The 26,940-nt window shown below is 54.0% G+C and carries 22 protein-coding genes; 10 read left to right on the top strand and 12 right to left on the bottom strand.

The genetic code is table 11. The features are described from left to right. Positions 1-2: 2 nt before the first annotated feature. Positions 3-2,057, bottom strand: coding sequence for a DNA helicase IV (gene helD / locus ACE3MN_RS17335; RefSeq protein WP_102650045.1), 2,055 nt, complete (start codon positions 2,055-2,057; stop codon positions 3-5). 122 nt (positions 2,058-2,179) lie between these two features. On the opposite strand from helD, the gene ACE3MN_RS17340 reads away from it, so the two are divergent. Both ACE3MN_RS17340 and yccS read left to right on the top strand, forming a co-directional pair. Beyond that, positions 2,180-2,626 carry a YccF domain-containing protein gene (locus ACE3MN_RS17340; protein ID WP_004871560.1) on the top strand — a complete coding sequence of 149 codons (447 nt, stop codon included), beginning with the start codon at positions 2,180-2,182 and terminating at the stop codon, positions 2,624-2,626. A 17-nt stretch (positions 2,627-2,643) separates the two neighbouring features. Further along, positions 2,644-4,779, top strand: coding sequence for a YccS family putative transporter (gene yccS, locus ACE3MN_RS17345; RefSeq protein WP_024360054.1), 2,136 nt, complete (start codon positions 2,644-2,646; stop codon positions 4,777-4,779). Here the strand turns inward: yccS and ACE3MN_RS17350 are convergent. Continuing rightward, a complete protein-coding gene (locus ACE3MN_RS17350; RefSeq protein WP_024360055.1) occupies positions 4,767-5,390 on the bottom strand; it encodes a TfoX/Sxy family DNA transformation protein in 624 nt (207 codons plus the stop codon). The two genes, yccS and ACE3MN_RS17350, sit on opposite strands and share 13 nt — an antisense overlap. Positions 5,391-5,852: 462 nt before the next feature. Here ACE3MN_RS17350 and sulA point away from each other — a divergent pair, with 462 nt between their 5' ends. Continuing rightward, on the top strand, positions 5,853-6,362 hold the full coding sequence (gene sulA, locus ACE3MN_RS17355) for an SOS-induced cell division inhibitor SulA (protein WP_004131018.1): 510 nt from the start codon (positions 5,853-5,855) through the stop codon (positions 6,360-6,362). 353 nt (positions 6,363-6,715) lie between these two features. Then, positions 6,716-7,786, top strand: a complete 1,071-nt coding sequence (gene ompA / locus ACE3MN_RS17360) for a porin OmpA (RefSeq protein WP_004871566.1) — start codon at positions 6,716-6,718, stop codon at positions 7,784-7,786. 95 nt (positions 7,787-7,881) lie between these two features. On the opposite strand, the gene matP is transcribed toward ompA, so the two are convergent. After that, on the bottom strand, positions 7,882-8,334 hold the full coding sequence (gene matP / locus ACE3MN_RS17365) for a macrodomain Ter protein MatP (RefSeq protein ID WP_004871567.1): 453 nt from the start codon (positions 8,332-8,334) through the stop codon (positions 7,882-7,884). 185 nt (positions 8,335-8,519) lie between these two features. Here matP and ACE3MN_RS17370 point away from each other — a divergent pair, with 185 nt between their 5' ends. Then, a complete protein-coding gene (locus ACE3MN_RS17370) occupies positions 8,520-10,277 on the top strand; it encodes a Lon protease family protein (RefSeq protein WP_049130857.1) in 1,758 nt (585 codons plus the stop codon). A 69-nt stretch (positions 10,278-10,346) separates the two neighbouring features. Then, complete coding sequence (gene fabA, locus ACE3MN_RS17375) at positions 10,347-10,865, top strand: bifunctional 3-hydroxydecanoyl-ACP dehydratase/trans-2-decenoyl-ACP isomerase (protein WP_004131011.1); 519 nt, start codon at positions 10,347-10,349, stop codon at positions 10,863-10,865. Between the two features lie 65 nt (positions 10,866-10,930). On the opposite strand, the gene rmf is transcribed toward fabA, so the two are convergent. The 6 genes from rmf to rlmKL all read right to left on the bottom strand — a co-directional run bounded on the left by rmf (position 10,931) and on the right by rlmKL (position 18,853). Beyond that, positions 10,931-11,098 carry a ribosome modulation factor gene (gene rmf, locus ACE3MN_RS17380; RefSeq protein WP_004871568.1) on the bottom strand — a complete coding sequence of 56 codons (168 nt, stop codon included), beginning with the start codon at positions 11,096-11,098 and terminating at the stop codon, positions 10,931-10,933. 256 nt (positions 11,099-11,354) lie between these two features. After that, positions 11,355-11,918: a membrane integrity-associated transporter subunit PqiC gene (gene pqiC / locus ACE3MN_RS17385; RefSeq protein WP_004871569.1), complete on the bottom strand. Its 564-nt coding sequence runs from the start codon at positions 11,916-11,918 to the stop codon at positions 11,355-11,357. Next, a complete protein-coding gene (gene pqiB / locus ACE3MN_RS17390) occupies positions 11,918-13,555 on the bottom strand; it encodes an intermembrane transport protein PqiB (RefSeq protein WP_004871571.1) in 1,638 nt (545 codons plus the stop codon). The genes pqiC and pqiB overlap by 1 nt, the downstream gene beginning before the upstream one ends. Next, positions 13,545-14,813: a membrane integrity-associated transporter subunit PqiA gene (gene pqiA, locus ACE3MN_RS17395; protein WP_049130858.1), complete on the bottom strand. Its 1,269-nt coding sequence runs from the start codon at positions 14,811-14,813 to the stop codon at positions 13,545-13,547. The genes pqiB and pqiA overlap by 11 nt, the downstream gene beginning before the upstream one ends. Before the next feature lie 14 nt (positions 14,814-14,827). Then, positions 14,828-16,735 (bottom strand): ABC transporter ATP-binding protein, encoded by a 1,908-nt coding sequence (locus ACE3MN_RS17400; RefSeq protein WP_024360058.1) that lies wholly within the window; start codon positions 16,733-16,735, stop codon positions 14,828-14,830. Positions 16,736-16,747: 12 nt separating this feature from the next. After that, a complete protein-coding gene (gene rlmKL / locus ACE3MN_RS17405; RefSeq protein ID WP_375364119.1) occupies positions 16,748-18,853 on the bottom strand; it encodes a bifunctional 23S rRNA (guanine(2069)-N(7))-methyltransferase RlmK/23S rRNA (guanine(2445)-N(2))-methyltransferase RlmL in 2,106 nt (701 codons plus the stop codon). Positions 18,854-18,951: 98 nt separating this feature from the next. On the opposite strand from rlmKL, the gene ACE3MN_RS17410 reads away from it, so the two are divergent. After that, positions 18,952-20,061 (top strand): YcbX family protein, encoded by a 1,110-nt coding sequence (locus tag ACE3MN_RS17410; protein ID WP_024360059.1) that lies wholly within the window; start codon positions 18,952-18,954, stop codon positions 20,059-20,061. Here the strand turns inward: ACE3MN_RS17410 and zapC are convergent. Both zapC and pyrD read right to left on the bottom strand, forming a co-directional pair. Further along, positions 20,058-20,600, bottom strand: a complete 543-nt coding sequence (zapC, locus tag ACE3MN_RS17415) for a cell division protein ZapC (protein WP_004130998.1) — start codon at positions 20,598-20,600, stop codon at positions 20,058-20,060. The genes ACE3MN_RS17410 and zapC overlap by 4 nt on opposite strands. Before the next feature lie 168 nt (positions 20,601-20,768). Further along, positions 20,769-21,779, bottom strand: a complete 1,011-nt coding sequence (gene pyrD, locus ACE3MN_RS17420; RefSeq protein ID WP_004130996.1) for a quinone-dependent dihydroorotate dehydrogenase — start codon at positions 21,777-21,779, stop codon at positions 20,769-20,771. 248 nt (positions 21,780-22,027) lie between these two features. On the opposite strand from pyrD, the gene ssuE reads away from it, so the two are divergent. Genes ssuE through ssuB form a run of 3 tightly spaced genes read left to right on the top strand, consistent with a single transcriptional unit; the run spans position 22,028 to position 24,221 of the window. After that, positions 22,028-22,603, top strand: coding sequence for an NADPH-dependent FMN reductase (gene ssuE / locus ACE3MN_RS17425; protein ID WP_049087512.1), 576 nt, complete (start codon positions 22,028-22,030; stop codon positions 22,601-22,603). Between the two features lie 56 nt (positions 22,604-22,659). Then, positions 22,660-23,451, top strand: coding sequence for an aliphatic sulfonate ABC transporter permease SsuC (ssuC, locus tag ACE3MN_RS17430; RefSeq protein ID WP_102650046.1), 792 nt, complete (start codon positions 22,660-22,662; stop codon positions 23,449-23,451). Beyond that, positions 23,448-24,221 carry an aliphatic sulfonates ABC transporter ATP-binding protein gene (gene ssuB / locus ACE3MN_RS17435; protein ID WP_049087513.1) on the top strand — a complete coding sequence of 258 codons (774 nt, stop codon included), beginning with the start codon at positions 23,448-23,450 and terminating at the stop codon, positions 24,219-24,221. Before ssuC ends, ssuB begins: the two co-directional genes overlap by 4 nt. A 66-nt stretch (positions 24,222-24,287) precedes the next feature. On the opposite strand, the gene pepN is transcribed toward ssuB, so the two are convergent. Then, positions 24,288-26,903 carry an aminopeptidase N gene (pepN, locus tag ACE3MN_RS17440; protein WP_101868483.1) on the bottom strand — a complete coding sequence of 872 codons (2,616 nt, stop codon included), beginning with the start codon at positions 26,901-26,903 and terminating at the stop codon, positions 24,288-24,290. Positions 26,904-26,940 lie beyond the last annotated feature (37 nt).

Below are 26,940 nucleotides of genomic sequence, written 5' to 3' on the forward strand. Positions count from 1 at the left end.
CATTATGGTTTTCTTGCTACCGGGACACCCAGCGCCTCTAACATTTCAACAAACGGCGAAGGTTGTTCTTTATTAAACAATAACCATACGCGCAGACGTGCGCGGGTGATGGCGACATACAGTAAACGCCTCTCTTCGGCATCGGGAAAATCCTCCGGCTGTGGTAATAGCGCCTGCTCCATAATCGACTCGCGCGCCGGTGCGGGAAACGCGTCATCCCCCTCCTGAAGGCCAAGAATAATGACGTAATCTGCCTGTTGCCCTTTGCTGGCATGAATAGTCATAAAATCGAGATGCAGATGCGGCCAGCGCGTAGCGGCTTTCTCCAGCACTGCCGGCTTCAAATGATGATAGCGAGCTAACAACAAAATCCGCTGTTCTCGTTTGACGTAACCGCTCATTTTATCAAGCAGATCGTCGAGTTTGTCCTGCGCTAATAACGTCACCGCTTTTTTGTCCCCTGCGACCAGGCTGTTTAGCGGTTTCGTTAACTGATGCGGATTTTGTTGGATAAACCCGTTGGCGACCTCTCCTATCCGACTATTAAATCGGTACGTCGTATCCAGCGCGCAGCAATCTCCTTCGCCAAAATAGTGATTAAAGGCCGTTGTTAAAGAGAGCTGAGCACCGCTAAAACGGTAGATAGCCTGCCAGTCATCGCCAACGGCAAACAGCGTAGTCTGTGTGTTTTGCCGACGTAACGCAGCGAGTAGGGATGCCCGCTGCGGTGAGATATCCTGAAACTCATCCACCAGAATATGCTTCCACGGGCTGACAAAGCGCCCCTTATCCAGAACATTAATCGCCTGATGAATCAGGCCGGAAAAATCGACGGCATTTTCATCTTTTAACGCCGTTTTCCACGCTTTTAGCAAAGGGGCCATCAGCTTGACGCGCTTGCCAAAAAGATCACGTACCTCTTCAGGCGCTCCGGCAATCATTTCCGCCTGCGAGCCGCCATGCATACGCATCAGGCTAACCCAGCGATCAAGGCGACTGGCAATACGACGCTGCAGCGTTTTATCCTGCCAAAAATCCCCTTCTGGGATCTGCCAGTCCATTTCTTCTTCCAGCCACAGTCGCCAGCCTTTCGCCTGCGCTTTTTTCTCCTGGCACTGCTGCTGCCAGCTCTGAACTAAGAGTTTTTGCCGCGCGGCGCTGTCGTTCTCCAGCTTGCTGATCGTCGGAGCTTTTTTACTGCCCTGCTGAATAATATACAGAGCCAGGGAATGAAAAGTGCGCGCAGAGATCTCTTCAGTACCCAGGCGCTCGCGGATGCGCTCATCCATCTCCTGCGCGGCTTGTCGACCAAATGCCAGGAGCAGAATTTGCTCGGCCGCCGCTTCGCCACGAGTCAATAGCCAGCCAGCGCGCGCCACTAATACGGAAGTTTTACCGCTTCCGGCACCTGCCAGCACTAACAACGAACGCTCGCCGTTCACCACTGCGCGCGCCTGAGCCGGATTCAGTGGCGATGATTCTACCGCGGCAAAAAAGCCGCGGTATTGTTCCAGCATTGATTCAGTAAACGTTTGATTATGTTCGAGCCTGGCTTTTTCGGTATTACTCAACCAACTCTGACATTGCCGCCATAACTCGCGGCAGTTATCGAAAGCATCAAGACGGGCTGTTGGCACAGGTAATCCGCCAAGCGCATGGCGTATTTTACGCTGGATATCGGTCACCTGCTGACGCGTCAACCACTTCCCCTCTGCGCTGGAACGCGCCACGTCAGCCAGCTGCTGGCGAAGGACATCAGCGGCGATATCGCTCATTTCCTCGCTCCACTGCTGCCAGAGCGTGTTCAAATGATGGTAAAAACGCTGGGTTTCATTCCATTCGGTGCCATGCAAACGCACAACTTTCTCGCCCGGCAGGATAAATTCCAGTTCCCCCCATACCAGACCACGCTTGCAATGAATTGATAATAACTGATTGAAAGGTATAAGATATTCATGACTGTCGCCGGAAACCTTTACTCCGGCATTAAGAAGTTGCACCCTATCATAAGGATGCTGAGCCATGCGCTTGCCCAATGTTGTCGCTCTAAGTTCCATATAATGTCGAATTTCAATCAGGTTGGATGTTTTTAAGTTTAACCGCCAGCGACCGGGTGCTCCAGCGTAAAAAACGCTACAATGGCCGGGCCTTATTATCCACGGAATTAAACAGAGGGTTTATGCGTACCGTTCTGAATATTTTAAACTTTATCCTTGGCGGATTCGCCACCACGCTCGGCTGGCTTCTGGCGACGTTGGTCAGCATCGTGCTGATCTTTACGCTACCTCTCACCCGCTCCTGCTGGGAGATAACAAAACTCTCTCTTCTACCCTATGGTAATGAAGCCGTTCATGTTGATGAACTCGATCCTCAGGGAAAGAATAGCCTGCTAAACGCGGGCGGGACACTATTGAATATTTTATGGTTTATTTTCTTTGGCTGGTGGCTGTGCCTGATGCACATCTTTTGTGGTATCGCACAATGCCTGACCATCATCGGCATTCCGGTTGGCATCGCCAATTTCAAAATCGCCGCTATTGCTTTATGGCCAGTAGGCCGTCGAGTCGTCTCCGTCGAGACCGCTCGTGCTGCGCGTGAAGCCAATGCGCGCCGCCGCTTTCAGTAACTGAATGGAACACAGAAATGCTCACCCCCCTGCTACGCCGCTATACCCGGAACAGCGCCTGGTTATATAACATCAGGATTTTTATCGCCCTCTGCGGCACGACCGCGTTTCCCTGGTGGCTTGGCGAAGTAAAACTCACGATTCCTTTAACGCTTGGGGTCGTGGCAGCGGCGCTGACCGACCTTGATGACCGCCTGACAGGACGTCTGCGTAATCTGGCCATTACCCTCGTGTGCTTTTTTATTGCCTCGGCCTCGGTGGAACTGCTCTTTCCCTGGCCGTGGTTATTCGCAGCAGGATTAACCGTTTCTACCATCGGCTTTATTTTGCTCGGCGGGCTGGGCCAGCGCTATGCCACAATCGCCTTTGGTGCCTTGTTAATCGCCATCTATACCATGCTGGGGGTAACGCTTTATAGCCACTGGTATCTCCAGCCGCTGTTTTTGCTGGCCGGGGCGGTGTGGTACAACTTACTCACCCTCGCAGGGCATCTTATTTTCCCCATCCGTCCCCTTCAGGATAACCTTGCACGCAGCTACGAGCAGTTGGCGCACTATCTGGAACTTAAATCGCGCCTGTTCGATCCGGATATTGAAGATGAAAGCCAGGCTCCTCTGTATGACCTGGCCATAGCCAACGGCCAGCTAGTGGCAACCCTGAATCAGACCAAAGTTTCCCTGCTGACGCGCCTGCGCGGGGATCGCGGGCAGCGCGGAACGCGTCGCACCCTGCAGTATTACTTCGTGGCGCAGGATATCCACGAACGCGCTAGCTCTTCGCATATTCAATACCAAACGCTGCGCGATCGCTTTCGTTACAGCGACGTGATGTTCCGCTTCCAGCGAATGCTGTCCATGCAGGCGCAGGCCTGCCAGAAACTGTCTCGTGCCATCCTGCTGCGCGAACCCTACCTTCACGATACTCACTTTGAGCGCGCTTTTATGCACCTTGACGCCGCGCTCGATCGCGTAAAAGCCAGCGGCGCGCCGGCAGAACAGATTAAGGCGTTAGGGTTTTTGCTTAATAACCTACGCGCAATTGACGCCCAGCTGGCGACAATTGAATCTGTCCAGACCACCGCGCAGTTCAGTAACAACACGGAAAACCTGCTGGCTGACGACCAGCCTGGCGGTTTTGGCGATGTCTGGCTGCGCTTACGCAGTAATATGTCCCCCGAGTCCGCCCTGTTTCGCCATGCGGTTCGTATGTCGTTGGTCCTGTGCGCTGGCTACGCTTTTATCCAGCTGACCGGGCTGAATCATGGTTACTGGATATTGCTGACCAGCCTGTTTGTTTGCCAGCCAAACTATAACGCGACTCGACACCGGCTGGCGTTAAGGATAATCGGTACTCTCATCGGCGTGGCGATAGGTCTCCCGGTGCTGCTTCTCGTTCCGTCCGTTGAAGGCCAGCTGTTTTTAATTGTTTTAACCGGCGTGCTGTTCTTCGCTTTCCGTAATGTGCAGTACGCCCATGCGACAATGTTCATTACCCTCCTGGTTTTACTTTGCTTCAACCTCCTGGGTGAAGGTTTTGAAGTCGCCCTACCGCGCATATTTGATACGCTGATCGGCTGCGCTATCGCCTGGGCCGCTGTCAGCTTTATTTGGCCTGACTGGAAATTCCGCAATCTGCCGCGAGTACTCGAACAAGCAATCAACGCTAACTGCCGGTATTTAGACGCCATACTTGAGCAATATCATCAGGGACGCGACAACCGCCTTGCCTATCGCATTGCGCGAAGAGCCGCGCACAACAGGGACGGTGAATTGGCATCAGTAGTCTCAAACTTATCAACTGAACCAAGAGCGGGCTCGCAAATTCGAGAAACCGCGTTTCGTTTGTTGTGCCTGAACCACACTTTTACCAGCTATATTTCAGCCCTGGGCGCCCATAGGGAAAAGCTGACAACGCCAGATATCCTGGCGCTGCTGGACGATGCCGTTTGTTATGTTGATGACGCGCTGCACCACTCGCCGGCCGATGAGCAGCGGGTACAGCAAGCTCTAGCAAGCCTGCAGACCCGGATACAGCATCTCGACCCCCGTGCCGAGAGCAAGGAGCCGCTGGTGCTTCAACAAATCGGACTGCTTCTGGCGCTGCTGCCAGAGATTTGTCGGCTACAGCGACAGGTTGAGATTCAACCTGAATAGGCCTCCCTCTCCTGCATCTGTTCCGCCGCCCACTCCTCAAGCTCCTGACGCTGTTGCGTTGGGAGCGTGGCCGCATGTACGCCGGCAATGGCTCCCTGTAGGCAATAAAGAATATTAACCGTTAGCGCTTTATTCATTTTCCGTAACCTCAGCCAGGCTTCTTTTGCCCCAATCTTACGCAGCGTTAATTCATCGGTGATGCCTGAATTAATCAACTGTAGCTCCATGTGAAAACTGATATTTGGCAAATTTTTCAATCTCCCGGAATGCCGCTGCCGATGTTTTTCATAGCGAGCGCTCTGTAATGACAGCGCTGATAAATGAAAAAGCATATTGCTATCCTGCCAAAGCCCTTCATCAATATGATAATACTTCAGCGCGACCAGACGACCATTCTTCTGCATTTTCAAAAGCGGGTTTTTATGCGCCACGCGGTACTCCGCGCTCTGCTCACAAACCCGAAGATAGATTTCCCCCTCGGCCATCATGGCAAATACGGTGTTGTCTATCGCCAGGCTATAGCCACCAAATAAGGGCCGACAGCTTATTTTTCCTAATGGAGTCAAACATGCCCGAAACTGATGGATCCTAAAACATACAAGTTTCTTCATGATTATTCCTTTGTTAATCATGTAAATAAGACATAAATTTGCTAACGGATCCGTTAATAAAGAAAATAAGTGACTTCTCTTCATGCGGCAACATGAATTATCTCTTTATTTTAATCAGCTTGTTTTTTTGCGAGCGGCTTTCAGAAAATAGCCTTTTGATGAAGTCAAAAGCAGGAAAAGTAAAATGCTTAATTAATATTAATCACATTAGAGCACAAAGTGTCAGGTATCTCTGGTCACTCGTAGACGGTTAACGTCATCATTTTTGAGAAAAATTTATCCAGGTAAAAAGCGCGACAACGATGAATTCACATGATGTACGCGCTGACATCCGACGCTATCGGCGCTTACTTACCCCCTGAGATGTACAAATTTCATCCAGAAACAGAGAAAATAGAGTTGATCTTTCACCCTGTCGCATATACTGTATATGCATACAGTAACCCACAGGCGGGATAGACTATGTTTACATCAGCTCACGCAAATCGTTCACCACTGACTTCTACTTCAGTACGTCGTCGCTCTCATGACGCTGCCGAACAGCCAGCTAACGGGCTGATCAGTGAAATAGTCTATCGCGAAGATCAGCCTATGATGACGCAGCTACTATTGCTTCCTTTATTACAACAGCTTGGTCAGCAGTCCCGCTGGCAGCTCTGGCTGACTCCACGGCAGAAGCTAAGCCGTGAATGGGTGCAGTCATCCGGTTTACCGCTGTCCAAGGTTATGCAGATCAGCCAGCTCTCCCCCGCTAATACCCTGGAGTCAATGGTTCGCTCACTGCGCACCGGAAATTATAGCGTCGTTATTGGCTGGCTATCAGAAGAACTGAGCATTGAGGAACATGAACGACTGGTTGCCGCTGCAGAAGAGGGTCACGCGATGGGCTTTATCATGCGCCCGGTAAGAAATACCGATCAGCCAGGCAGACAACTTTCCGGGCTAAAAATTCACTCAAATCTGTATCATTAACCGAGTTTAGGATTAATCCTGGAATTTTTTTTGCCCTGACGCGAGATGGGCTTTCTTGATGGGCATTTTTGTTAAAATGCTTGTCTGATGCGGCTTCGCGACTTTTTTTGCCCCGAACAAGTTCAACCGTATTTGTTAAACATAGCGTACACAACCCTTTTTTTTCATATGCCTGACGGAGTTCACACTTGTAAGTTTCGAACTAAGTTGTAGACTTTACATCGCCAGGGGTGATCGGCTTACGCTGCATGTATCAGCATAGTTAACAACAAGTCACGCCCCGGGTGAAGGATTTAACCGTGAGGTCTTCTGAACCTTCATGGCGAATTTTGGATGATAATGAGGCGCAAAAAATGAAAAAGACAGCTATCGCGATTGCAGTGGCACTGGCTGGCTTCGCTACCGTAGCGCAGGCCGCTCCGAAAGATAACACCTGGTACGCAGGTGCTAAACTGGGCTGGTCCCAGTATCACGATACCGGTTTCTACGGTAACGGTTTCAAAGGTAACAATGGTCCGGTTCGTAACGATCAGCTGGGTGCTGGTGCGTTCGGTGGTTACCAGGTTAACCCGTACCTCGGTTTTGAAATGGGCTACGACTGGCTGGGCCGTATGGCTTATAAAGGCAGCGTTGACAACGGCGCTTTCAAAGCTCAGGGCGTTCAGCTGACTGCTAAACTGGGTTACCCGATCACTGACGATCTGGATATCTATACCCGTCTGGGTGGTATGGTTTGGCGCGCAGACTCCAAAGGTAACTACGCTTCTACCGGCGTTTCCCGTAGCGAACACGACACTGGCGTATCCCCGGTATTCGCGGGCGGCTTAGAGTGGGCTGTTACTCGTGACATCGCAACCCGTCTGGAATACCAGTGGGTTAACAACATCGGCGACGCTGGCACCGTTGGTACCCGTCCTGATAACGGCATGCTGAGCCTGGGCGTTTCCTACCGTTTCGGTCAGGACGATGTTGCTCCGGTTGTAGCTCCGGCTCCGGCTCCGGCTCCAGAAGTGACTACCAAGCACTTCACCCTGAAGTCTGACGTTCTGTTCAACTTCAACAAATCTACTCTGAAACCAGAAGGCCAGCAGGCTCTGGATCAGCTGTACACCCAGCTGAGCAACATGGATCCGAAAGACGGTTCCGCAGTTGTTCTGGGCTACACCGACCGTATCGGTTCTGATGCCTACAACCAGCAGCTGTCTGAGAAACGTGCTCAGTCCGTTGTTGATTACCTGGTATCCAAAGGTATCCCGGCTAGCAAAATCTCCGCTCGCGGTATGGGTGAATCCAACCCGGTTACTGGCAACACCTGTGACAACGTGAAAGCTCGTGCAGCTCTGATTGACTGCCTGGGTCCGGATCGTCGCGTAGAGATCGAAGTTAAAGGCTACAAAGACGTTGTAACTCAGCCGCAGGCTTAAGTTATATCGTCAATAAAAAACCCCGCAATGCGGGGTTTTTTTTGGCTTAAATTCCGCGTTCAAAAAACAGCAGCGGAATCCCGGTGCCTGCATCGCTACTCTTTACCTAACAGCACCTGCAAATCATGCTTCAGGCTGGACATCTTGCTGGCATACTTCTCTTTATGCTCAGCATCCTCAATCAACTGCACGATAGTTTCCGACAGCGTTTTACCCCGTCTTTGCGCCAGACCTGCAAGGCGCTGCCAGACCACGAATTCAAGGTCGATAGACTTTTTACGCGTATGCTGATGCTCCGCGTTGAAGTGACGCTTACGTCGGGCGCGGATAGTCTGCTTCATGCGGTTCACTAGCTCTGGATTCATATGCTGCTCAATCCAGGTATTCACCAGCACGGGTTCATTTTCGAGCGTCAGTAATAAATCGACCGCGGCTTGCGCAGCGCTGGCTTCAATGTAGCGGGTAATAAGCTCACCTTCCCGATGCTTTTTTACCAGATAAGTCCATTTCCAGCCGCTTTCAAGATTTTCCAGTTGTTGATATTTCATTGCGATCTCAATGTGACCGTGTAACTCATTTCAGGATATCAGTTTTTTCCTGATGTGCTGAGAATAAATCATCTTTCGTGATGTTGGTAGATTCGTTATCACCACGACAATCGCAATCCCCCGTGTGCTCAGACGCTGCATAATGTATAATCGCGCGTTTTACATCTGACTAAAAAACAGCGACTTTGACCATTACGAAACTTACCCGAAACGACCTTGCTCCTGATACGGAAAGTTATCAGGCGCTGTTTGCACAAGCCGACCTGGCTCACGCAGAGGAATCCCTCTCAGGCGAACTGCAACCCCGTCTCTTTTATGCCCTGGAGCAGCTACTGGTCACTCCAGCCATTTCGCCATTTATGCTGGTTAAAATTCCGGAAGAACCGGAGTACCTGCAATGGCTAGCTAATGAAACCCGAACTTTACATCAACCGGCAGCAACGCTCTGTGGCGTTCACTATCAGGTTGATGGCGGAAAAATCTCTCTTACGCCAGCGCAGACTGCTGAAGATAATTTCGCCAGCGTTGCTCCGGTCGAAGCCGCTGACTGGATCGAAGCAGAGCAGCTGTTTGGCTGCGTGCGCCAGTTTAATGGTGAGATCACCTTACAACCCGGTCTGGTCCATCGCGCCAACGGCGGCGTAATGATTCTCTCCCTGCGCGCCTTACTGGCTCAGCCCCTACTGTGGATGCGGCTAAAAAATATGGTGGCCCGCCAGCGTTTTGACTGGCTGTCATTCGATGAATCTCGCCCTCTTCCGGTGAGCATCCCTTCTATGCCCCTGAGCCTGAAAGTGATCCTCGTCGGCGAGCGGGAATCCCTGGCTGATTTCCAGGAGATGGAACCCGAGCTTTCTGCGCAGGCTATCTACAGCGAATATGAAGATAACCTGCAAATTGCTGATGCAGAGACGCTGAAGCAATGGTGCCAGTGGGTCTGGCAAAATGCTCAACAGCTTGAACTTCCGGGACTGTCCGCTAACGCCTGGCCGCTGCTGATTCAGGAAGGCGCGCGTTATACCGGCGATCAGGAAACTTTGCCGCTGTGCGTTCTCTGGATTGCCCGCCAGCTTCGAGAAGCTGCCGCGTTCTGTGATGGTGAAGAGATTAGCGCCGAAGAGATACAAACCATGCTGGAGCGTCGTCTGTGGCGCGAGGGCTATCTTGCTGAGCGCATCCAGGATGAAATCCTGCAGGAGCAAATCCTGATCGAAACCGAAGGCGAATGCGTAGGACAAATCAACGCACTTTCTGTCATTGAGTTTCCGGGTCACCCTCGCGCGTTTGGCGAGCCTTCGCGTATCAGCTGCGTCGTGCATATTGGCGACGGCGAATTCATCGACGTTGAACGTAAGGCCGAGCTGGGCGGTAACATTCATGCAAAAGGTATGATGATCATGCAGGCGTTTCTGATGTCCGAGCTGGAGCTCGAACAACAGCTTCCCTTCACCGCCTCCCTGACCTTCGAGCAGTCCTACAGCGAAGTGGATGGCGATAGCGCCTCCATGGCCGAACTGTGCGCGCTGATCAGTTCGCTGGCCAATGTACCGATTAATCAGAGCATCGCCGTTACCGGCTCTGTCGATCAGTTTGGTCGCGTACAGCCGGTTGGCGGGCTCAACGAAAAAATTGAGGGCTTCTTCGCTATTTGCCAGCAGCGTGGGCTGACCGGTAAACAGGGCGTCATCATCCCCTCCGCCAACGTTCGTCATCTGAGCCTGGCGCAGGAACTGCAGCAGGCCGTTTCGGATGAACAGTTCTTTATTTGGGCAGTCGATGACGTGTCGGAAGCGCTGCCCATTCTGACCCAGCTGCTCTGGGACGGCGAAGGACAAACTTTACGGCAAACCATTCAGGAACGAATTGCGCAGGCGACACAGCAAGAGAGTCGTCATCGCTTTCCGTGGCCGCTACGCTGGTTAGGCGGTTCAGGTTCGAACTGATCGGACTTGTTCAGCGTACACGTGTTAGCTATCCTGCGTCCCGAACTCAAAATAAGGCTTACTGAAAACATGGTAGATAAACGCGAATCCTATACAAAAGAAGACCTTCTTGCCTCTGGTCGTGGTGAACTATTTGGTGCGAAAGGCCCACAGCTGCCGGCGCCAAGTATGCTGATGATGGACCGCGTCATCAAAATGAGCGAAACCGGTGGTAACTATGACAAGGGTTATGTTGAGGCAGAACTCGATATTAACCCGGACCTGTGGTTCTTCGGTTGCCATTTTATTGGTGACCCGGTAATGCCGGGCTGCCTGGGTCTGGATGCCATGTGGCAGCTGGTTGGCTTCTACCTGGGCTGGTTAGGCGGCGAAGGTAAAGGGCGTGCATTAGGCGTCGGTGAAGTTAAACTCACCGGCCAGATACTGCCAACGGCGAAGAAAGTGACCTACCGTATTCATTTCAAACGCGTGATAAACCGTCGTTTGATTATGGGCCTGGCGGATGGCGAAGTGCTGGTTGACGGGCGTCTGATTTACACCGCGACCGACCTGAAAGTGGGCCTGTTCCAGGACACTTCCGCATTCTGATAAGCAGTGACGCATTAGAAAAGGCGAAGCCCCCGCGCAGCGGAGGCTTCTTTTTAAAGAGACAGTCAGGCAGTTTGTACCCTGTCCTCCATGGCTTCTCGCCAGCCTCCTAGCCAATAAGACCTTTGGTTTAAGGTCTGGTAAGGACACATTTCCTTCGACCTTCCGGTAATACCGGCCTGGTACCCACGCTGATGTGCCCGTTCCAGGCGATCTCGTTTTTGTCTCTTCATGCCTCGTTTCCCTCATTCTTTGATCTGGTGGAAAAGAAAACAATGGTCACTTAATACGCAACCACGGTTAACGAATACCGCGAATCAGGGATAGCGTCAATGCGCAAAATTCACGCCATTGTCATATTTGTGAGCTACAAGAAAGTTCGTTTGTACAAAAACTGTGAACCAGCACAAGTAACAATCTGATGAGACAAACAAAAAAGCCGCTGCGATTTTCGTTCTCGCAGCGGCTTTTTACTCTTATGAATTTTACTTATGGCAGGCGGTTTAGCTCGCTGGCAATTGCGGTTGCTTCCTGAGTCCAGGCCTGAGCTAAGGTTTTCACCATCGCGTCGTAGCCATCCTCTTGCTGCTTAAGCTCAATATGGAACGGCCGCTTGATCAGCTGCCCCTGATGCTTCAACAGCCACTCGCCGCTGACGATTACCCGGCCATCGTAACGACCGTGAAAACCACTAACGGAGACGTTCAGCGTATCCTGCTCGCTACCCAGTGGTTGAGAAGCGACAACCCATCCCGGTAGCTGGTTGCTAAGGTTCGCCACCAGCGTCGTTCTCAGCTGTTGATCGAGCGGGCTAGCCCACAGATTGTTGTTGGCAATCACATACTGGACATCGGTGGTCTGATAAACCACCCCGTTACCGGCCAGATAATCTGGAATGCTCACCTGCTCGACCCACAGCAAATTTTTGCTTTGGTGGGCGGCGCTTTGCGCGCCTCCCTGCGCCACCGGAAGCTGATAGTAAGTTTTACTGTCGCCGCCGCTGCTGCATGCCGTCAGCGCGCAAACCGCCGCCGCTATTAGCCATTTCTTCATTATTTCGCTCCCTTCGGCTGCGGATCTTTTTTATCCTTCGCCTCAAATACCAGCGCATTGCTCTTATCATTGAGCGTTTTCAGTACCGGCTGCAGTTCACGAAGAACCTGATCGAGACGCTGCATATCCGCAACCATCTTATTGTATGCCGCCGATCCCGGCTGGAAGCCCTGCATACTACGATTAAGTTCACGCAACGTATTCTGCATATCGCCCGGTAGCTGCTGCATCGACTGACTTGACGTTATCTTGTTCAGACTATCCAGCGTCGCCTGTACGTGCTGCATCGTTTTTTCACTTTGCGCCAGCGTACTGGTTGCCTGCTCCAGCAGCGGGTTAATGGGCAGATTATTAATCTTATCCAGCGCGTCCATCAGGCGCTGCTGAATCTGCGCCAGGCCACCGCTCACGGTTGGAATAATCGGATAACCGCCAAACTCCTGGAACTTGCCGCGCGCTGGCGCTTTCGGGTAGAAGTCGAGATCGATATACAGCGCCCCGGTGACCAGGTTACCGGTTTTAAGTGAACCACGCAGTCCACGGTTCATCAGATCATCGATATGCTTACGAATGTCAGGATCGGCGCCTAATTGATTGATCAGGCGTTCAGGCTCAATCCGCACTTCGACCGGAATACGATAGTCGTCGTTTAAGTTCTGCTTCAGGCCAGGAATAAAGAACGGTACTTTACCCACGGTCCCAAGGCGGATACCGCGGAACTCAACCGGCGCGCCGGGCTGCAGACCGCGAATCGAATCTTTAAAGAACATTACGTAGTCAATATGCTGAGTAAACACCGAATCCTGAATGCTGCGCTGATCGTCAAACAGATGATATTCGGTTTTATTCGCCACCGGCTCACCTAGCGGCAGCCCTTCGGGAATATCAAAGCTGACGCCGCCGCCAAACAGGGTCGACAGCGATCCCATTTCAACGCGCATACCCGCAGCGGTTAGATCTACCGCAATACCGCTATCCTTCCAGAAGCGCACGTTATTGGTTACCAGCCGATCGTTAGGCGCGCTGATAAACAGTTGATAAGTAATGTTCCGTTTTTGCGCATCGAAGGTGCTGGTTTCTACTGAACCTACGCGATAGCCGCGGAAAAGCACCGGATCGCCGGGAGAAAGCTGACCCGCTTTACTGCTTTCCAGCAGGATACGAATACCTTTTGCATCAGGGGATGCCAACGGCGGTGAATCCAACAGCGGGTACTGCGCCGGGACAGAACCTTTGGTACCCGGCTGCAGTTCGATATAGGCGCCGGATAGCAACGTCCCCAGACCGCTAATCCCTTCACGACCTACCTGCGGTTTAACCACCCAAAATACCGAATCCTGGTGCAGCAGTTTTTCCATGCCTGAATTCAACCGGGCTTTAACTTCCACGTGGGTCAGGTCATCCGTCAGCGTTGCGCTTTCAATCACGCCGACATCAACGCTGCGGCTTTTGATCCGGGTTTTCCCCCCTTCAATTCCCTCTGCGTTAGTCGTAATCAGGGTCACTTCCGGCCCCTGGTGACTATAGTGATAAAAAAGAATCCAGGCGCCAATGAGCGCCGTTACTATCGGGAAGATCCACACCGGTGACCAGTTTTTCACCTTTTGCACCTTCGCTTCTCCGCTCTTATTTTCCATGCTGCAGTCTTTCCTCACGGCTTGAATCTGGCTCACGATCCCACAATAAACGAGGGTCAAACGTCATGGCCGAAAACATTGTCATTACTACGACCAGCGCAAACATCACTGCTCCTATCGCCGGATAGATATTCATTAATCCACCAATGCGTACCAGAGCGGAGAGGACTGCGATAACAAACACATCAATCATTGACCAGCGGCCAACAAACTCGACGACTTCATAGATCAGATGCATGCGCTCCGAGTCGCGCTCTCCCTTGCCGCTGGCGTTCCAGCATAGCCAGCCAATGGCAATCATCTTTAACGTCGGCACCATAATACTGGCGATAAATATCACCATAGCGACCGGATACGATCCTTCACTCCACAGCAGGATCACCCCCGCCATAATAGTTGAGGGCATTTTATCGCCCAGCAGGTCGGTAATCATGATCGGCAAAATATTGGCGGGCATGTAGAGGAGCAACGAAGTCACCAGCAGCGCCAGCGTCCACTGCAGGCTGTTTTTACGCCGGGCGGTTCCCCTGGTACGGCAGCGCGGACAAACGGCCTCATCCATAGGCAATACCGCCGTGCAGCATGAACACGAGCGTAGCCCCTGACGTAGACCGGAAACGCCGACTTTTAGCGGCTGTTTAATCGGCGGCATTGGCGCAATGTCATCCCATAACCAGCGGCGATCCACGCACTGGAACGTCCGCAGCTGTAACAGGCAGAACATACACCAGGGAATAAAACTCAGGCCAATGCCAATATCGCCGTAGGCCATCAGCTTAACGAAGCTGACCAGTACCCCGGCGAGGAAGATCTCCGCCATCCCCCAGGTTTTAAGGTGAAACAGGATCCGCGCCAGGAAGGCTTTCAGTCCGGAAGGCATGCCCACCCGGTTGACCAGCAGCAGTATCGTGACCAGGCAGAAAGCCGGCACCAGCTGTACGAACAGTAAAAAGAAAGTCCCGAGGCTGGCGTAATCCTCGGTAAACAGCACATTTGGAATTTCCAGTAGCTCAATTTCGCTGCTGATCCCCCCAACCTTCATATAGATGAAGGGGAAAAGATTGGCCAGCAGCAGCATGAACAACGCGACCAGCGCGTAGGCTGTGGGACGCTGCCGGGGCGCGTCCCATGACGTTGTTAATGTCGTTCCGCAACGCGGACACGTAGCTTTCTGGCGATGCTCCAGCTGCGGCAAAGCCACCAGCAGATCACATTGTCGACACAGGATATGCCGCGCAGCATGATGATGATCGCACATGAAAACTCCTCAGCTTATGCGCCGTTTTTTAATCCTTCGAGATATTCCCAGCGTTCGAAGGCGGTTTCCAGCGCCTGCTCCGCTTCACTCAGCTGCGCAAGCACCTGCTGCGTATGGTCATGCGATTGCCCAAAGAAAGAAGGGTCGGCAACCTGCTCCTGCAACTTCTGCAGCTGGGCTTCCAGCTCTTCCAGTTTCTGCGGCAGCTGCTCCAGCTCGCGCTGCAGGTTATAGCTTAGTTTGCTGGCAGCGCGTTTGACACTTTCTGCTTTCGGTTGAGCAACTTCAACAGACTTTTTAGAAACCGACTGCTTTTTCGCCAGATACTGGGCCTGCTGACCGCGGGCGTCATGATAGCCGCCGACGTATTGACCAATTTGTCCCGCGCCTTCGAAGATCCAACACTCCGTAACCGTGTTATCAACAAACTGACGGTCGTGGCTCACCAGCATCACGGTTCCCTGATAGCCGTCAACCAGCTCTTCCAGCAGTTCCAGGGTTTCGACATCCAGATCGTTTGTCGGTTCATCGAGAATCAACAGGTTGCTGGGCTTGAGGAACAGACGCGCCAGCAGCAGACGGTTACGCTCACCGCCCGACAGCGCGCGCACCGGCGTCATCGCGCGTTTTGGATGGAACATAAAGTCCTGCAGATAGCCCAGGACGTGGCGCGGCTTGCCGTTCACCATCACTTCCTGTTTACCTTCCGCGAGGTTATCCATCACCGTTTTATCCGGATCAAGTTCCGCGCGGTGCTGGTCGAAGTAAGCGACCTCCAGCTTGGTACCCACGTGAATGCGTCCGCTATCCGCCTGCAGCTGACCAAGCATCAGCTTCAGCAGCGTGGTTTTCCCGCAGCCGTTGGGGCCAATCAACGCAATTTTGTCGCCGCGCTGGATTTGGGCGGTGAAATCTTTCACCAGCACCTTGCCATCAACCTGGTAGTTGACGTTCTCCATTTCGAACACGATCTTGCCCGAACGCGCGGCCTCTTCGACCTGCATCTTCGCGCTGCCCATCACTTCACGGCGCTCACCGCGCTCGCGACGCATGGCTTTTAACGCCCGTACGCGCCCTTCGTTACGGGTACGACGCGCTTTGATCCCCTGGCGGATCCACACTTCTTCCTGCGCCAGCTTGCGATCGAACTCCGCGTTCTGCAATTCTTCCACGCGCAGCGCTTCTTCTTTATCCAACAGATACTGATCGTAGTTACCTGGATAGGTCACCAGCTTGCCGCGATCGAGATCGACGATTCGCGTCGCCATATTGCGGATAAAGGAACGGTCGTGCGAAATAAAAATAATGGTGCCTTTGAACATCTTCAGGAAACCTTCCAGCCAGTCGATAGTTTCAATATCGAGGTGGTTGGTCGGCTCATCGAGCAGCAGCACGCGCGGCCCGCTGACCAGCGCGCGGCCAAGGGCCGCTTTACGCAGCCAGCCGCCGGAAAGCGAGGAGAGCTCGGCGTTAGGATCGAGATTGAGCTGTTCCAGCACTTCATTAATGCGGCTATCGAGCTGCCACAGGCCTAAATTATCCAGCTGCTCCTGCAGACGCGCCAGTTCGTTCAGATTCTTATCACTCGGATCGGTCATCACCAGCTGCGAAACATCGTGATAACCCTTGAGGTAAGCCGCTTGTTCCGCAATCCCTTCGGCCACAAAGTCGTAAACGGTGCCGGTAACATTACGCGGCGGATCCTGCTGTAAACGTGCCACAACCAGATCCAGTTCATAGATAATGCGCCCGTCATCGAGACCCTGTTCACGATTGAGGATCTTCATCAGGGTCGATTTACCCGCACCGTTGCGTCCAACCAGGCAGACGCGTTCGTTATCTTCGATATGCAGTTCAGCATTATCCAGCAGCGGCGCATCGCTGAAAGAGAGCCAGGCGCCGTGCATACTAATTAAAGACATTCTTTATTCCTTTCAGGCTGCGGTAATCAGCCAGCAGTTGTGAATCTGACGGTTACGGGCAAAATCCTGAGACAGCGTTTTTTGCGTGATCTCCTGCGCCTTCAGGCCCAGCTGCGCCAGCCCGTCATGATCCATACGGAAACCGCGTTTGTTGTTCGAGAACATAATCGTGCCGCCTTTACGCAGCAGACGTTTTAAATCGGTCATCAGACGCAAATGGTCGCGCTGAACGTCAAACGCATCATCCATACGCTTGGAGTTGGAGAAGGTTGGCGGATCGATAAAGATCAGGTCGAACTGTTCGGTCGTCTCACGCAGCCAGCCCAGCACATCGGCCTGCATCAGGCGATGCGCGCGGCCGGTTAAGCCATTGAGGCGCAGGTTACGTTCAGCCCATTCAAGATAGGTACGGGACATATCGACCGTCGTCGTGGAGCGCGCGCCGCCAAGGCCGGCGTGAACGCTGGCGCTGCCGGTGTAGGAGAACAGGTTGAGGAAGTCTTTGCCTTTGCTCATCTGCCCCAGCATGCGGCGAGCGATACGGTGGTCGAGGAACAGGCCGGTATCCAGGTAATCGGTCAGGTTGACCCACAGACGCGCATTATACTCCTGCACCTCAATGAATTCGCCTTTCTCGCCCATTTTCTGATACTGGTTTTTACCTTTCTGCCGCTCGCGGGTTTTCAGCACCAGCTTGTTCGGCGCAATCCCCAGTACCGCAATGGTGGCGGCAATAATATCAAATAAGCGCTGGCGGGCTTTATGCGCGTCAACGGTTTTCGGCGGCGCGTACTCCTGCACCACCACCCAATCGGCGTAGCGGTCGATGGCGACGTTATACTCCGGGAGGTCGGCATCATACAGGCGATAGCATTCAATACCTTCCTGACGCGCCCACTTCTCGTATTTTTTCAGGTTCTTGCGCAGGCGGTTGGCGAAATCTTCCGCCAGCATCGCGGTTTTGCCGCCTTCGTTTTCTGCAAGATGGTAGTTCTTCTGGACGCAGTCGAGCGGGCCATTTTTCGCTTTAAACTGTTTATCAGCACGAAGCTGCAGGCAGCTCAGCAGATCCGGCGAGGCGCTAAACAGCGACAGGTTCCAGCCGCCAAACTGGTTATTCATAATCCGCCCCAGCAGGCTATGCAGGGCAATCAGCGCCGGTTCACTCTCCAGACGCTCGCCGTACGGCGGGTTGCTTATAACCGTGCCGTATGGGCCCTTCGGCAGCGGATTGCTCAACTGGGCGACATCTTTCACTTCGAAGGTAATCAGTTCGCCAATACCGGCGCGGCGGGCGTTACGCTGCGCGCGTTCGATAACGCGGGCGTCAACGTCGGAACCGTAAAAGCGCGACTCATACGCCGCCAGTCCCTGACGGGCGCGGGTTTGCGCTTCGGCTTTCACTTCTTTCCAGATAGCATCGTCATGCTGCGCCCAGCCGCCAAAACCCCAATGACCGCGGTGTAAACCCGGCGCACGATCGGTGGCCAGCATCGCCGCTTCAATCAGCAGCGTACCGGATCCGCACATCGGATCGAGCAGCGGCGTACCCGTGGCCCAGCCGGAACGCATCACTATCGCCGCGGCCAGGTTTTCTTTGATTGGCGCCATGCCGGTCCCGTCGCGGTAGCCGCGCAGGTGCAGGCCCTCGCCGCTGAGATCCAGGGAAATATGCGCGGTCTCTTTATTTAGCCAGACGTTAATACGCAGATCGGGGTTTTCGCGATCGACGTTGGGACGCGGCAGGTTCTTACGCGTAAAGCTGTCGACGATGGCGTCTTTAACCTTCAACGCCCCGTACTGGCTGTTACGAATCTCTTCGTTCAGCCCGCTAAAGTGCACGGCAAAAGTGGCATCCTGGCTGAAAATCTCGGTCCATGGAATAGCCTGTACGCCAAGATACAGATCCAGGTCGCTGTAGACGCTGCACTGCCCCAGCGGCAGCATAATCCGCGAAGCCAGCCGGCTCCACATCAGGCTTTGATACAGCAACCGCGTATCTCCCTGAAAATGGACCCCGCCCTGGACCAACTGGCAGTCCATCGCGCCCAGTCCTTCCAGTTCAGTTTTTAACAGCTCTTCCAGCCCACGAGCCGTACTGGCAAACAGAGAATTCATATCGTCACTTTTACTAAAAGAAAATTGGTGCGCATTATAGCCAATATGCGCCCCATGTCATAAAGTTAAAGGCTTATTTTTAAAGCCAGGGGCAGCGTATGGTCACCCTTTCGCGTCTTTTTATTCATCCCGTCAAATCAATGCGGGGAATTGGCCTGAGCCACGCTTATGCAGACATCAGCGGGCTGGCCTTCGATCGTATATTTATGGTGACGGAAACCGATGGCACCTTCATCACCGCCCGTCAGTTTCCGCAAATGGTCAAGTTTATTCCGGCGCCACTCCATGATGGTCTGCATCTGACCGCGCCGGACGGCAGCAGCGCGGTGGTCCGCTTCAGCGATTTCTCGACGCAGCAGGAGCCTACCGAAGTCTGGGGCAACCACTTTACCGCCCTGATTGCCCCGTCCGCGGTCAACCAGTGGCTAAGCGGGTTCTTTAACCGCAACGTTCAGCTCCGCTGGCTGGGGCCGCAGCTTAGCCGCAGGGTGCAACGCCACGATGCCGTTCCCCTCTCCTTCGCCGACGGTTTTCCCTATCTGCTGGCCAATGAGGCTTCACTACGCGATTTGCAAAAACGTTGTCCGGCCAGCGTAAGCATAGAACAGTTTCGCCCGAATCTTCTGGTGACCGGCGCGGCCGCCTGGGAGGAGGATACGTGGAAAGTGGTACGCATTGGCGAGGTCGTTTTTGATGTCGCTAAACCGTGCAGCCGCTGCGTATTGACCACCGTCAGCCCGGAGCGCGGGCAAAAGCATCCTGCCGGCGAGCCCTTAAGCACGCTGCAGCGTTTCCGCACGGCGCTGGACAACGGCGATGTCGATTTCGGCCAGAACCTGATCGCGCGAAACAGCGGCGTAATCCGCGTTGGCGATGAGTTAGAAGTACTGGCCCGCGGCCCGGCGAAGGCCTACGGCGCAGGCGATAGTGACGATACGCCGGCACCTGAAGCGCAGCAGAACGCGACGGTGGAAATAGCGTGGCAGGGAGTGAGTTTTACCGGTAATAATCAGCAAATCCTGCTGGAGCAGCTGGAACAACAGGGAATTCGCATTCCTTACTCCTGTCGGGCAGGAATCTGCGGCAGCTGCCGCATCCGGCTGGAAGAAGGGGAAGTCAGCGCGCTGAAGAAAAACGCGGTAGCCGCCGATGGCACGATTCTGTGCTGTAGCTGCGTACCGAAAACCGCGGTGAGGCTGGCGCCTTAAACCGCCTGGCCCAGGCTGTAGCTGGCGACGCCTGGCGCTGGCTGCAGTCTGTCATTCATAATTTTAATCACGTCGCCCAGCTGCATCACGCGCCCGGCAAGCGTCAATCCGGGCTGCGCTAACAGGCATAGCGCGGCGTTTTCGCCGGGTTCAACCACCAGCAGATTGACCTGCTGGCCAGTATCGCTGAGCCATGCGCTGGCGGCATCGCCAACGCCGGGCTGCCAGCTTTCTTCATGAGTATTGAAGTGCCAGCTTTTCGGCATTTGCGGTTTGAGAAAACGAATGGCGACCAGCGCATTAAGTACTAATTCTGCGCGCTGTTCTTTTGTTAATTCGAGGTCGCGGCATTTTTCTTCAAATGAGAAATAGAGCGCAGCGTCATCAACGCAAAATCCGGAAGGCGCGAAGGCGTCGGGCGTCAACATCCGTCGGGCAAAACGCGACCTGAATAACATGCCATTGGCCAGATCGAGCATCATACGGTCATGCTCTTCATCGTAATACCAGCGCCAGTTATCGTCAGGTTTGATCCGCATTTCTACCCCCGTCCTCTTCCACTTCCATCTGTAATAAACAGGTAAACTGCTACAGAATATTTCCAAAATTAAGAAAAGACTAAAATGTTTAAATAAGCAACAATGAAGGAATATAAAACAACCAGGGCTATAAATAAAGCCCTGGTGAAGTATCAGAAGGGGAAAAGATTAGATATGGGTAACAATTTCTTTAATCAGCGGCGGACCTTTAAAAATAAATCCGGAATAAATCTGCACCAGCGTCGCTCCGGCGGCTATCTTTTCCCGGGCGGCAATCACCGAGTCAATACCGCCGACTCCGATAATGGGCAGACGGCCATTTAATTCCGCAGACAGCATACGGATAATTTCCGTACTCTTTAGCTGCAACGGACGTCCGCTAAGCCCACCGGTTTCATCACAATGTTTCATCCCCTGTACCAGCGATCGATCCAAAGTTGTATTGGTGGCAATCACGCCATCTATATTATGCCGGACTAAACTGTCCGCCACCTGGATCAATTCTTCGACGGAAAGATCCGGGGCGATCTTCACGGCCACAGGAACATATTTCTGATGCTTCTCTTGTAGCTCACGTTGCTTATTTTTAATACCAGAGAGCAAATCATCCAGCGCGTCTCCGTATTGTAAAGTACGCAAGCCTGGGGTATTCGGCGAAGAGATATTAATGGCGATATAGCCGGCATAAGCATAGATTTTTTCCATACAAATCAGATAATCATCTTTGCCTTGTTCTACCGGGGTATCTTTATTCTTGCCAATATTAATCCCCAGAATGCCGTCAAAATGCGCCTTTTTTACGTTCTCAACGAGGTTATCAACACCGTGGTTATTAAAGCCCATGCGGTTGATCAACCCTTCAGCATCGACCAGGCGGAAGATCCTTGGCTTATCGTTGCCCGGCTGCGGGCGTGGGGTCACGGTGCCAATTTCAATGGAACCAAAACCCATCGCGCCGAGCGCATCAATGCACTCGCCGTTTTTATCCAGCCCGGCGGCCAGGCCCAGCGGGTTCTTAAATGTGAGTCCCATACAGGTCACCGGTTTTGTCGGCACCTTCTGGCGAACCAACATTTCCAGTGGGGTACCCGAAACACGGCGTAATTGTTGAAAAGTGACTTCATGAGCGCGCTCAGGATCGAGCTGAAAAAGGGCTTTACGAACGAAGGGGTAGTACATGAACTCTCCTGGATTCCCGGTGTGCAAACCGGGGGCGTATTATGTGCGATCCACCCCGGAAAGGGAATTGACCTACGACAAAAAATCTTACCTCCGACGCAAACGTTTACTTTCGCCCCTTCCGTTATGCACTTTCTGACAATCCAACGCCGGATAAATCATTTAGGGAAATAAAAGCGCTCTGTCACACTGCAGCTAAATGTTATCAATTATAGATAAATGCGAATATTTAGTTATAAGGAGTGAGTATGCGAGTCATCACACTTGCGGGCAGCCCGCGTTACCCTTCCCGCTCCAGCGCGCTTCTGGAATACGCCAGAGAGACGCTCTCCGCGGCGGATATTGAAGTCTGTCACTGGCACCTGCAGAATTTTGCCCCGGAAGACCTGCTTTACGCTCGCTTTGATAACCCCGCCCTCCATGCGCTGAATGAACAGCTTGCCGGCGCCGATGGGCTGATCATCGCGACCCCCGTCTATAAAGCCTCTTTTTCCGGTGCGTTAAAGACGCTTCTGGACCTGCTGCCGGAACGCGCGCTGGAGGGAAAAATCGTTCTGCCGCTGGCTACCGGCGGAACCATCGCCCATATGCTAGCGGTGGATTACGCCTTAAAACCGGTACTCAACGCGCTGAAAGCCCAGGAGATCCTGCACGGCGTTTTTGCTGATGATAGTCAGGTCACGGATTATCAGCATAAACCGCAATTTACCCCGAATCTGCAGGGTCGCCTCGACCAGGCGCTGGAAACCTTCTGGCAAGCGCTGCATCGTCCCAGCAGCCGCGCGCCGGCGCTGAAAAATTTACAGCGGGTTGCGCATGTTTAAAAACCCGCGTTGATGCCCCTATCCAGGCAAAACGGTCAAGAATAAAGGAACACTTTATGGCGACGCTTTCGCAAAAATTCCTGATCCGCGTAGCCCCCTGGCTTTTGCCGGTCGGCAGCGTGATCGTCTGGCAATTCGCCTCCTCCGTCGGTTGGCTATCGACCCGTATTTTACCGTCGCCGGAAGGAGTGCTAAAAGCCTTCTGGACGCTCTCCGCCAGCGGCGAGCTCTGGCAGCATCTGGCTATCAGCTCATGGCGGGCGCTTATTGGTTTTAGCATCGGCGGTTCTATTGGCCTGGTTCTCGGGCTGATTAGCGGCCTGTCGCGCTGGGGCGAACGCCTGCTGGATACCTCCATTCAGATGCTGCGCAACGTGCCGCACCTCGCGCTGATTCCGCTGGTGATTTTATGGTTCGGCATCGATGAGAGCGCCAAAATCTTCCTCGTGGCGCTGGGAACCATGTTCCCGATTTATATCAACACCTGGCACGGTATTCGAAATATTGACCGGGGACTGGTCGAGATGACCCGCAGCTACGGCTTATCGGGTTTTGCTCTCTTCCGCCACGTGATCCTGCCCGGCGCCCTGCCCTCCATTATGGTCGGCATCCGTTTTGCGCTCGGCCTGATGTGGTTAACGCTAATCGTGGCCGAAACCATCTCGGCTAACGCCGGTATCGGCTATCTGGCGATGAACGCCCGCGAATTTCTGCAGACCGATGTCGTGGTCGTCGCCATTATTCTTTACGCTATTCTCGGCAAACTGGCCGACTTCAGCGCCCAGCTGCTTGAACGCGTCTGGCTGCGCTGGAATCCGGCCTATCACCTTCAGGAGGCCAACGCATGACCACCGCGCGTCTTAATCCGGGGATCCCGCTGCTGCTTAACGGCGTAAGCAAACGTTACGGCAGCAAGACGATTCTGAATGAACTCGATCTTCATATTCCCACCGGGCAATTCGTCGCGGTGGTCGGGCGCAGCGGCGGCGGTAAAAGCACCCTGCTGCGTCTGCTGGCCGGGCTGGAAAAACCCAATGCCGGACAGCTGCTGGCGGGTTCGACCCCGCTGGCGCAAATCCAGGACGATACCCGGATGATGTTTCAGGATTCCCGCCTGCTGCCGTGGAAAACGGTGATCGATAATGTCGGCCTCGGGCTGAAAGGCCAGTGGCGCGAGGCCGCGCTCAGGGCGCTGGCGAGCGTCGGCCTTGAAGACCGCGCCGGTGAATGGCCCGCAGCGCTTTCCGGCGGGCAAAAGCAGCGCGTGGCGCTGGCTCGCGCGTTAATTCATCGCCCCGGATTATTACTGCTTGATGAACCGCTGGGCGCGCTGGACGCGCTCACTCGCCTCGAGATGCAGGATCTGATTGTCTCGCTGTGGCAGGAACATGGATTTACCGTCCTGCTGGTCACCCACGACGTCAGCGAGGCGGTGGCAATGGCCGATCGCGTTTTGCTGATTGAAGAGGGGAAGATAGGGCTGGATCTGCTGGTGGACATTCCACGTCCGCGGCGCACGGGTTCGGCGAAGCTGGGCGAACTGGAAGCGGAAGTTTTGAATCGGGTAATGCAGCGCGGTCAGAACGAGTCTGCGCCGCGCTTAGCCAGACACGGCTGAACCGCCGTCGTTTTTATAACATCCGGCCACAGCGCAGCTGCGCCATGGCCGGAAATCACATCACTGTTACGCCAGCGCTTTGCTGATTTTCTCGAACAGATCCCCGGAAAGATTCTCCAGACCTTTCAGCTGCTCCAGCGCCCCGCGCATCAGCGCCTGACGCTTCTCGTCGTAGCGCTTCAGGCGAATCAGCGGTTCAATGAGACGCGAAGCGACCTGCGGGTTGCGGCTGTTCAGTTCAGTCAGCATCTCGACCAGGAACTGATAACCGCTACCGTCTTCGGCGTGGAACGCCGCCGGGTTGCTGCCGGCAAAGGCGCCGATCAGGGAACGGACGCGGTTCGGGTTACCCATGCTGAACGAGCGATGATTCAACAGGCCGCGAACCGTCTCCAGGGCGTTATCCGCCGGGCTGGTGGACTGCAGGATAAACCATTTATCCATGACCAGACCGTCCTGGTGCCATTTGTCGTCATACTCCTGCATCAGCGCATCACGGCACGGCAGCTGGGCCGCTACGGCCGCCGCCAGCGCCGCCAGCGAGTCGGTCATATTGTCCGCTTGATGATACTGCGCGCTAACCAGTTTATCCGCCAGTCCGGCATCGCCAAACGCCAGGTAGCGCAGGCAGGTGTTACGCAGAGAACGCTTGCCGATATCGGCATGCTCAACGCGGTAGCTGTCGAGCTTATTGGCGTTGTAAACCGCCAGGAACTCGTCCGCCAGCTCTTTCGCCAGCGTGCGGGTCAGCGCTTCGCGCACCGCGGCGATGGCGATCGGATCGATAATCGCAAACAGCTCCGCCATTTCATTTGCCGAAGGCAGGGTCAGGATCTCCGCCGCCAGCGCCGGATCGATCTTCTCATCCAGCAGAATCGCACGGAACGCATCGGCTACGTGGATCGGCAGCGACAGCGGCTGCCCCTGCTGGTGACGGTTGACGTTGAGTTTGATATAGGTCGCCAGCAGGCTCTGTGCCGCGTCCCAGCGGGAGAAATCATTCCGCGCGTGGCGCATCAGGAAGGTCAGTTGCTGATCGCTCCATTTGTACTCCAGCTTCACCGGCGCGGAAAACTCGCAAAGCAGCGCCGGGACCGGCTGGAAGTAGACGTTGTCGAAAACAAAAGTCTGCTCCGCCTGGGTCACGTTCAGTACGTGATGCACCGGATGGCCGCCCTTCTGCAGAGGGATCACTTTGCCTTCGTTATCGTACAGCTCGATATCGAACGGGATATGCAGCGGCAGCTTCTCCGCCTGCTCTGACGTCGGCGGCGTGCGCTGGCTGATGGTCAGGGTGTACTGCTCCGTTTCCGGATTGTAGTCGTCATGGACGGTGACAATCGGCGTACCGGACTGGCTATACCAGCGGCGGAAATGGGACAAATCGACGTTGGAAGCGTCTTCCATCGCCTGGACAAAATCATCGCAGGTCGCGGCGCTACCGTCGTGGCGTTCAAAATAGAGCTGCATTCCTTTCTGGAAATTCTCTTCGCCCAGCAGGGTATGCAGCATGCGGATCACTTCCGCGCCCTTCTCATACACCGTCAGGGTGTAGAAGTTGTTCATTTCAATCACGCTGTCCGGGCGAATCGGATGCGCCATCGGGCTGGCGTCTTCGGCGAACTGCAGGCCGCGCATGGTACGTACGTTATTGATGCGGTTGACCGCGCGAGAGCCGAGATCGGAGCTGAACTCCTGATCGCGGAAAACGGTCAGGCCCTCTTTCAGGCTAAGCTGGAACCAGTCGCGGCAGGTGACGCGGTTGCCGGTCCAGTTATGGAAATATTCGTGACCAATGACGCGTTCGATATCCAGATAGTCTTTATCGGTCGCGGTATCGGTACGCGCCAGCACGTATTTGGAGTTAAAGACGTTAAGCCCTTTGTTCTCCATGGCGCCCATATTGAAGAAGTCGACGGCGACAATCATATAAATGTCGAGGTCGTACTCGAGACCAAAGCGGGTTTCGTCCCACTTCATTGAATTTTGCAGCGAGGTCATCGCCCATGGCGCGCGGTCAAGATTGCCGCGGTCAACGTACAGCTCCAGCGCGACTTCACGCCCCGAACGCGTTTTGAAGGTATCGCGCAGGACGTCGAAATCGCCGGCCACCAGCGCAAACAGATAGCACGGTTTCGGGAACGGATCCTGCCACTGGATCCAGTGGCGGCCGTTTTCCAGCTCGCCCTGGGCCACGCGGTTACCGTTGGAGAGCAGGAACGGGTATTTTGCTTTATCGGCGATGATTCTGGTGGTGAAGCGCGCCAGAACGTCCGGGCGGTCCAGATACCAGGTAATATGGCGGAAGCCTTCCGCTTCGCACTGGGTACACAGCGCTTCGCCGGACTGATACAGTCCTTCCAGCGCGGTATTCGCCGCGGGGCTGATTTCGTTGACGATGGTCAGGGTGAAATGTTCCGGTAAACCGCTAATGACCAGTTGGTTATTTTCTTCCTTGTAGTCGCTCCACGGTTGGCCGTTAACCTGCAGAGAGACCAGCGTCAGGTCTTCGCCATCCAGACGCAATGGCACATCAGACGTAGCCGCCTGGCGGGAGACCTTGCTCTCAGCCGTCACTACGGTTTTCGCGGCATCCAGGTCAAAGGTCAAATCGATATCGCTAATCAGATACTCCGGCGCACGATAGTCGTGGCGGTATTTGGCTTGGGGCTGTTGTGTCATAAAAAACCTTTAGCGTGTCCTGTAAAGTGTCGACTCA

It is taken from the genome of Klebsiella grimontii, assembly GCF_042137965.1.
In the GTDB taxonomy this organism is placed as follows: Bacteria; Pseudomonadota; Gammaproteobacteria; order Enterobacterales; family Enterobacteriaceae; genus Klebsiella; species Klebsiella grimontii.

Coding starts and splice junctions, on each gene's coding strand:
- ssuC (WP_102650046.1), top strand. CDS start 22,660: ATGGCGACGCTTTCGCAAAAATTCCTGATCCGCGTAGCCCCCTGGCTT.
- helD (WP_102650045.1), bottom strand. CDS start 2,057: ATGGAACTTAGAGCGACAACATTGGGCAAGCGCATGGCTCAGCATCCT.
- ACE3MN_RS17340 (WP_004871560.1), top strand. CDS start 2,180: ATGCGTACCGTTCTGAATATTTTAAACTTTATCCTTGGCGGATTCGCC.
- ACE3MN_RS17350 (WP_024360055.1), bottom strand. CDS start 5,390: ATGAAGAAACTTGTATGTTTTAGGATCCATCAGTTTCGGGCATGTTTG.
- pqiC (WP_004871569.1), bottom strand. CDS start 11,918: ATGAAGAAATGGCTAATAGCGGCGGCGGTTTGCGCGCTGACGGCATGC.
- ssuE (WP_049087512.1), top strand. CDS start 22,028: ATGCGAGTCATCACACTTGCGGGCAGCCCGCGTTACCCTTCCCGCTCC.
- pqiA (WP_049130858.1), bottom strand. CDS start 14,813: ATGTGCGATCATCATCATGCTGCGCGGCATATCCTGTGTCGACAATGT.
- pyrD (WP_004130996.1), bottom strand. CDS start 21,779: ATGTACTACCCCTTCGTTCGTAAAGCCCTTTTTCAGCTCGATCCTGAG.
- ssuB (WP_049087513.1), top strand. CDS start 23,448: ATGACCACCGCGCGTCTTAATCCGGGGATCCCGCTGCTGCTTAACGGC.
- yccS (WP_024360054.1), top strand. CDS start 2,644: ATGCTCACCCCCCTGCTACGCCGCTATACCCGGAACAGCGCCTGGTTA.
- rlmKL (WP_375364119.1), bottom strand. CDS start 18,853: ATGAATTCTCTGTTTGCCAGTACGGCTCGTGGGCTGGAAGAGCTGTTA.
- sulA (WP_004131018.1), top strand. CDS start 5,853: ATGTTTACATCAGCTCACGCAAATCGTTCACCACTGACTTCTACTTCA.
- ACE3MN_RS17400 (WP_024360058.1), bottom strand. CDS start 16,735: ATGTCTTTAATTAGTATGCACGGCGCCTGGCTCTCTTTCAGCGATGCG.
- ompA (WP_004871566.1), top strand. CDS start 6,716: ATGAAAAAGACAGCTATCGCGATTGCAGTGGCACTGGCTGGCTTCGCT.
- rmf (WP_004871568.1), bottom strand. CDS start 11,098: ATGAAGAGACAAAAACGAGATCGCCTGGAACGGGCACATCAGCGTGGG.
- pepN (WP_101868483.1), bottom strand. CDS start 26,903: ATGACACAACAGCCCCAAGCCAAATACCGCCACGACTATCGTGCGCCG.
- ACE3MN_RS17410 (WP_024360059.1), top strand. CDS start 18,952: ATGGTCACCCTTTCGCGTCTTTTTATTCATCCCGTCAAATCAATGCGG.
- matP (WP_004871567.1), bottom strand. CDS start 8,334: ATGAAATATCAACAACTGGAAAATCTTGAAAGCGGCTGGAAATGGACT.
- fabA (WP_004131011.1), top strand. CDS start 10,347: ATGGTAGATAAACGCGAATCCTATACAAAAGAAGACCTTCTTGCCTCT.
- zapC (WP_004130998.1), bottom strand. CDS start 20,600: ATGCGGATCAAACCTGACGATAACTGGCGCTGGTATTACGATGAAGAG.
- pqiB (WP_004871571.1), bottom strand. CDS start 13,555: ATGGAAAATAAGAGCGGAGAAGCGAAGGTGCAAAAGGTGAAAAACTGG.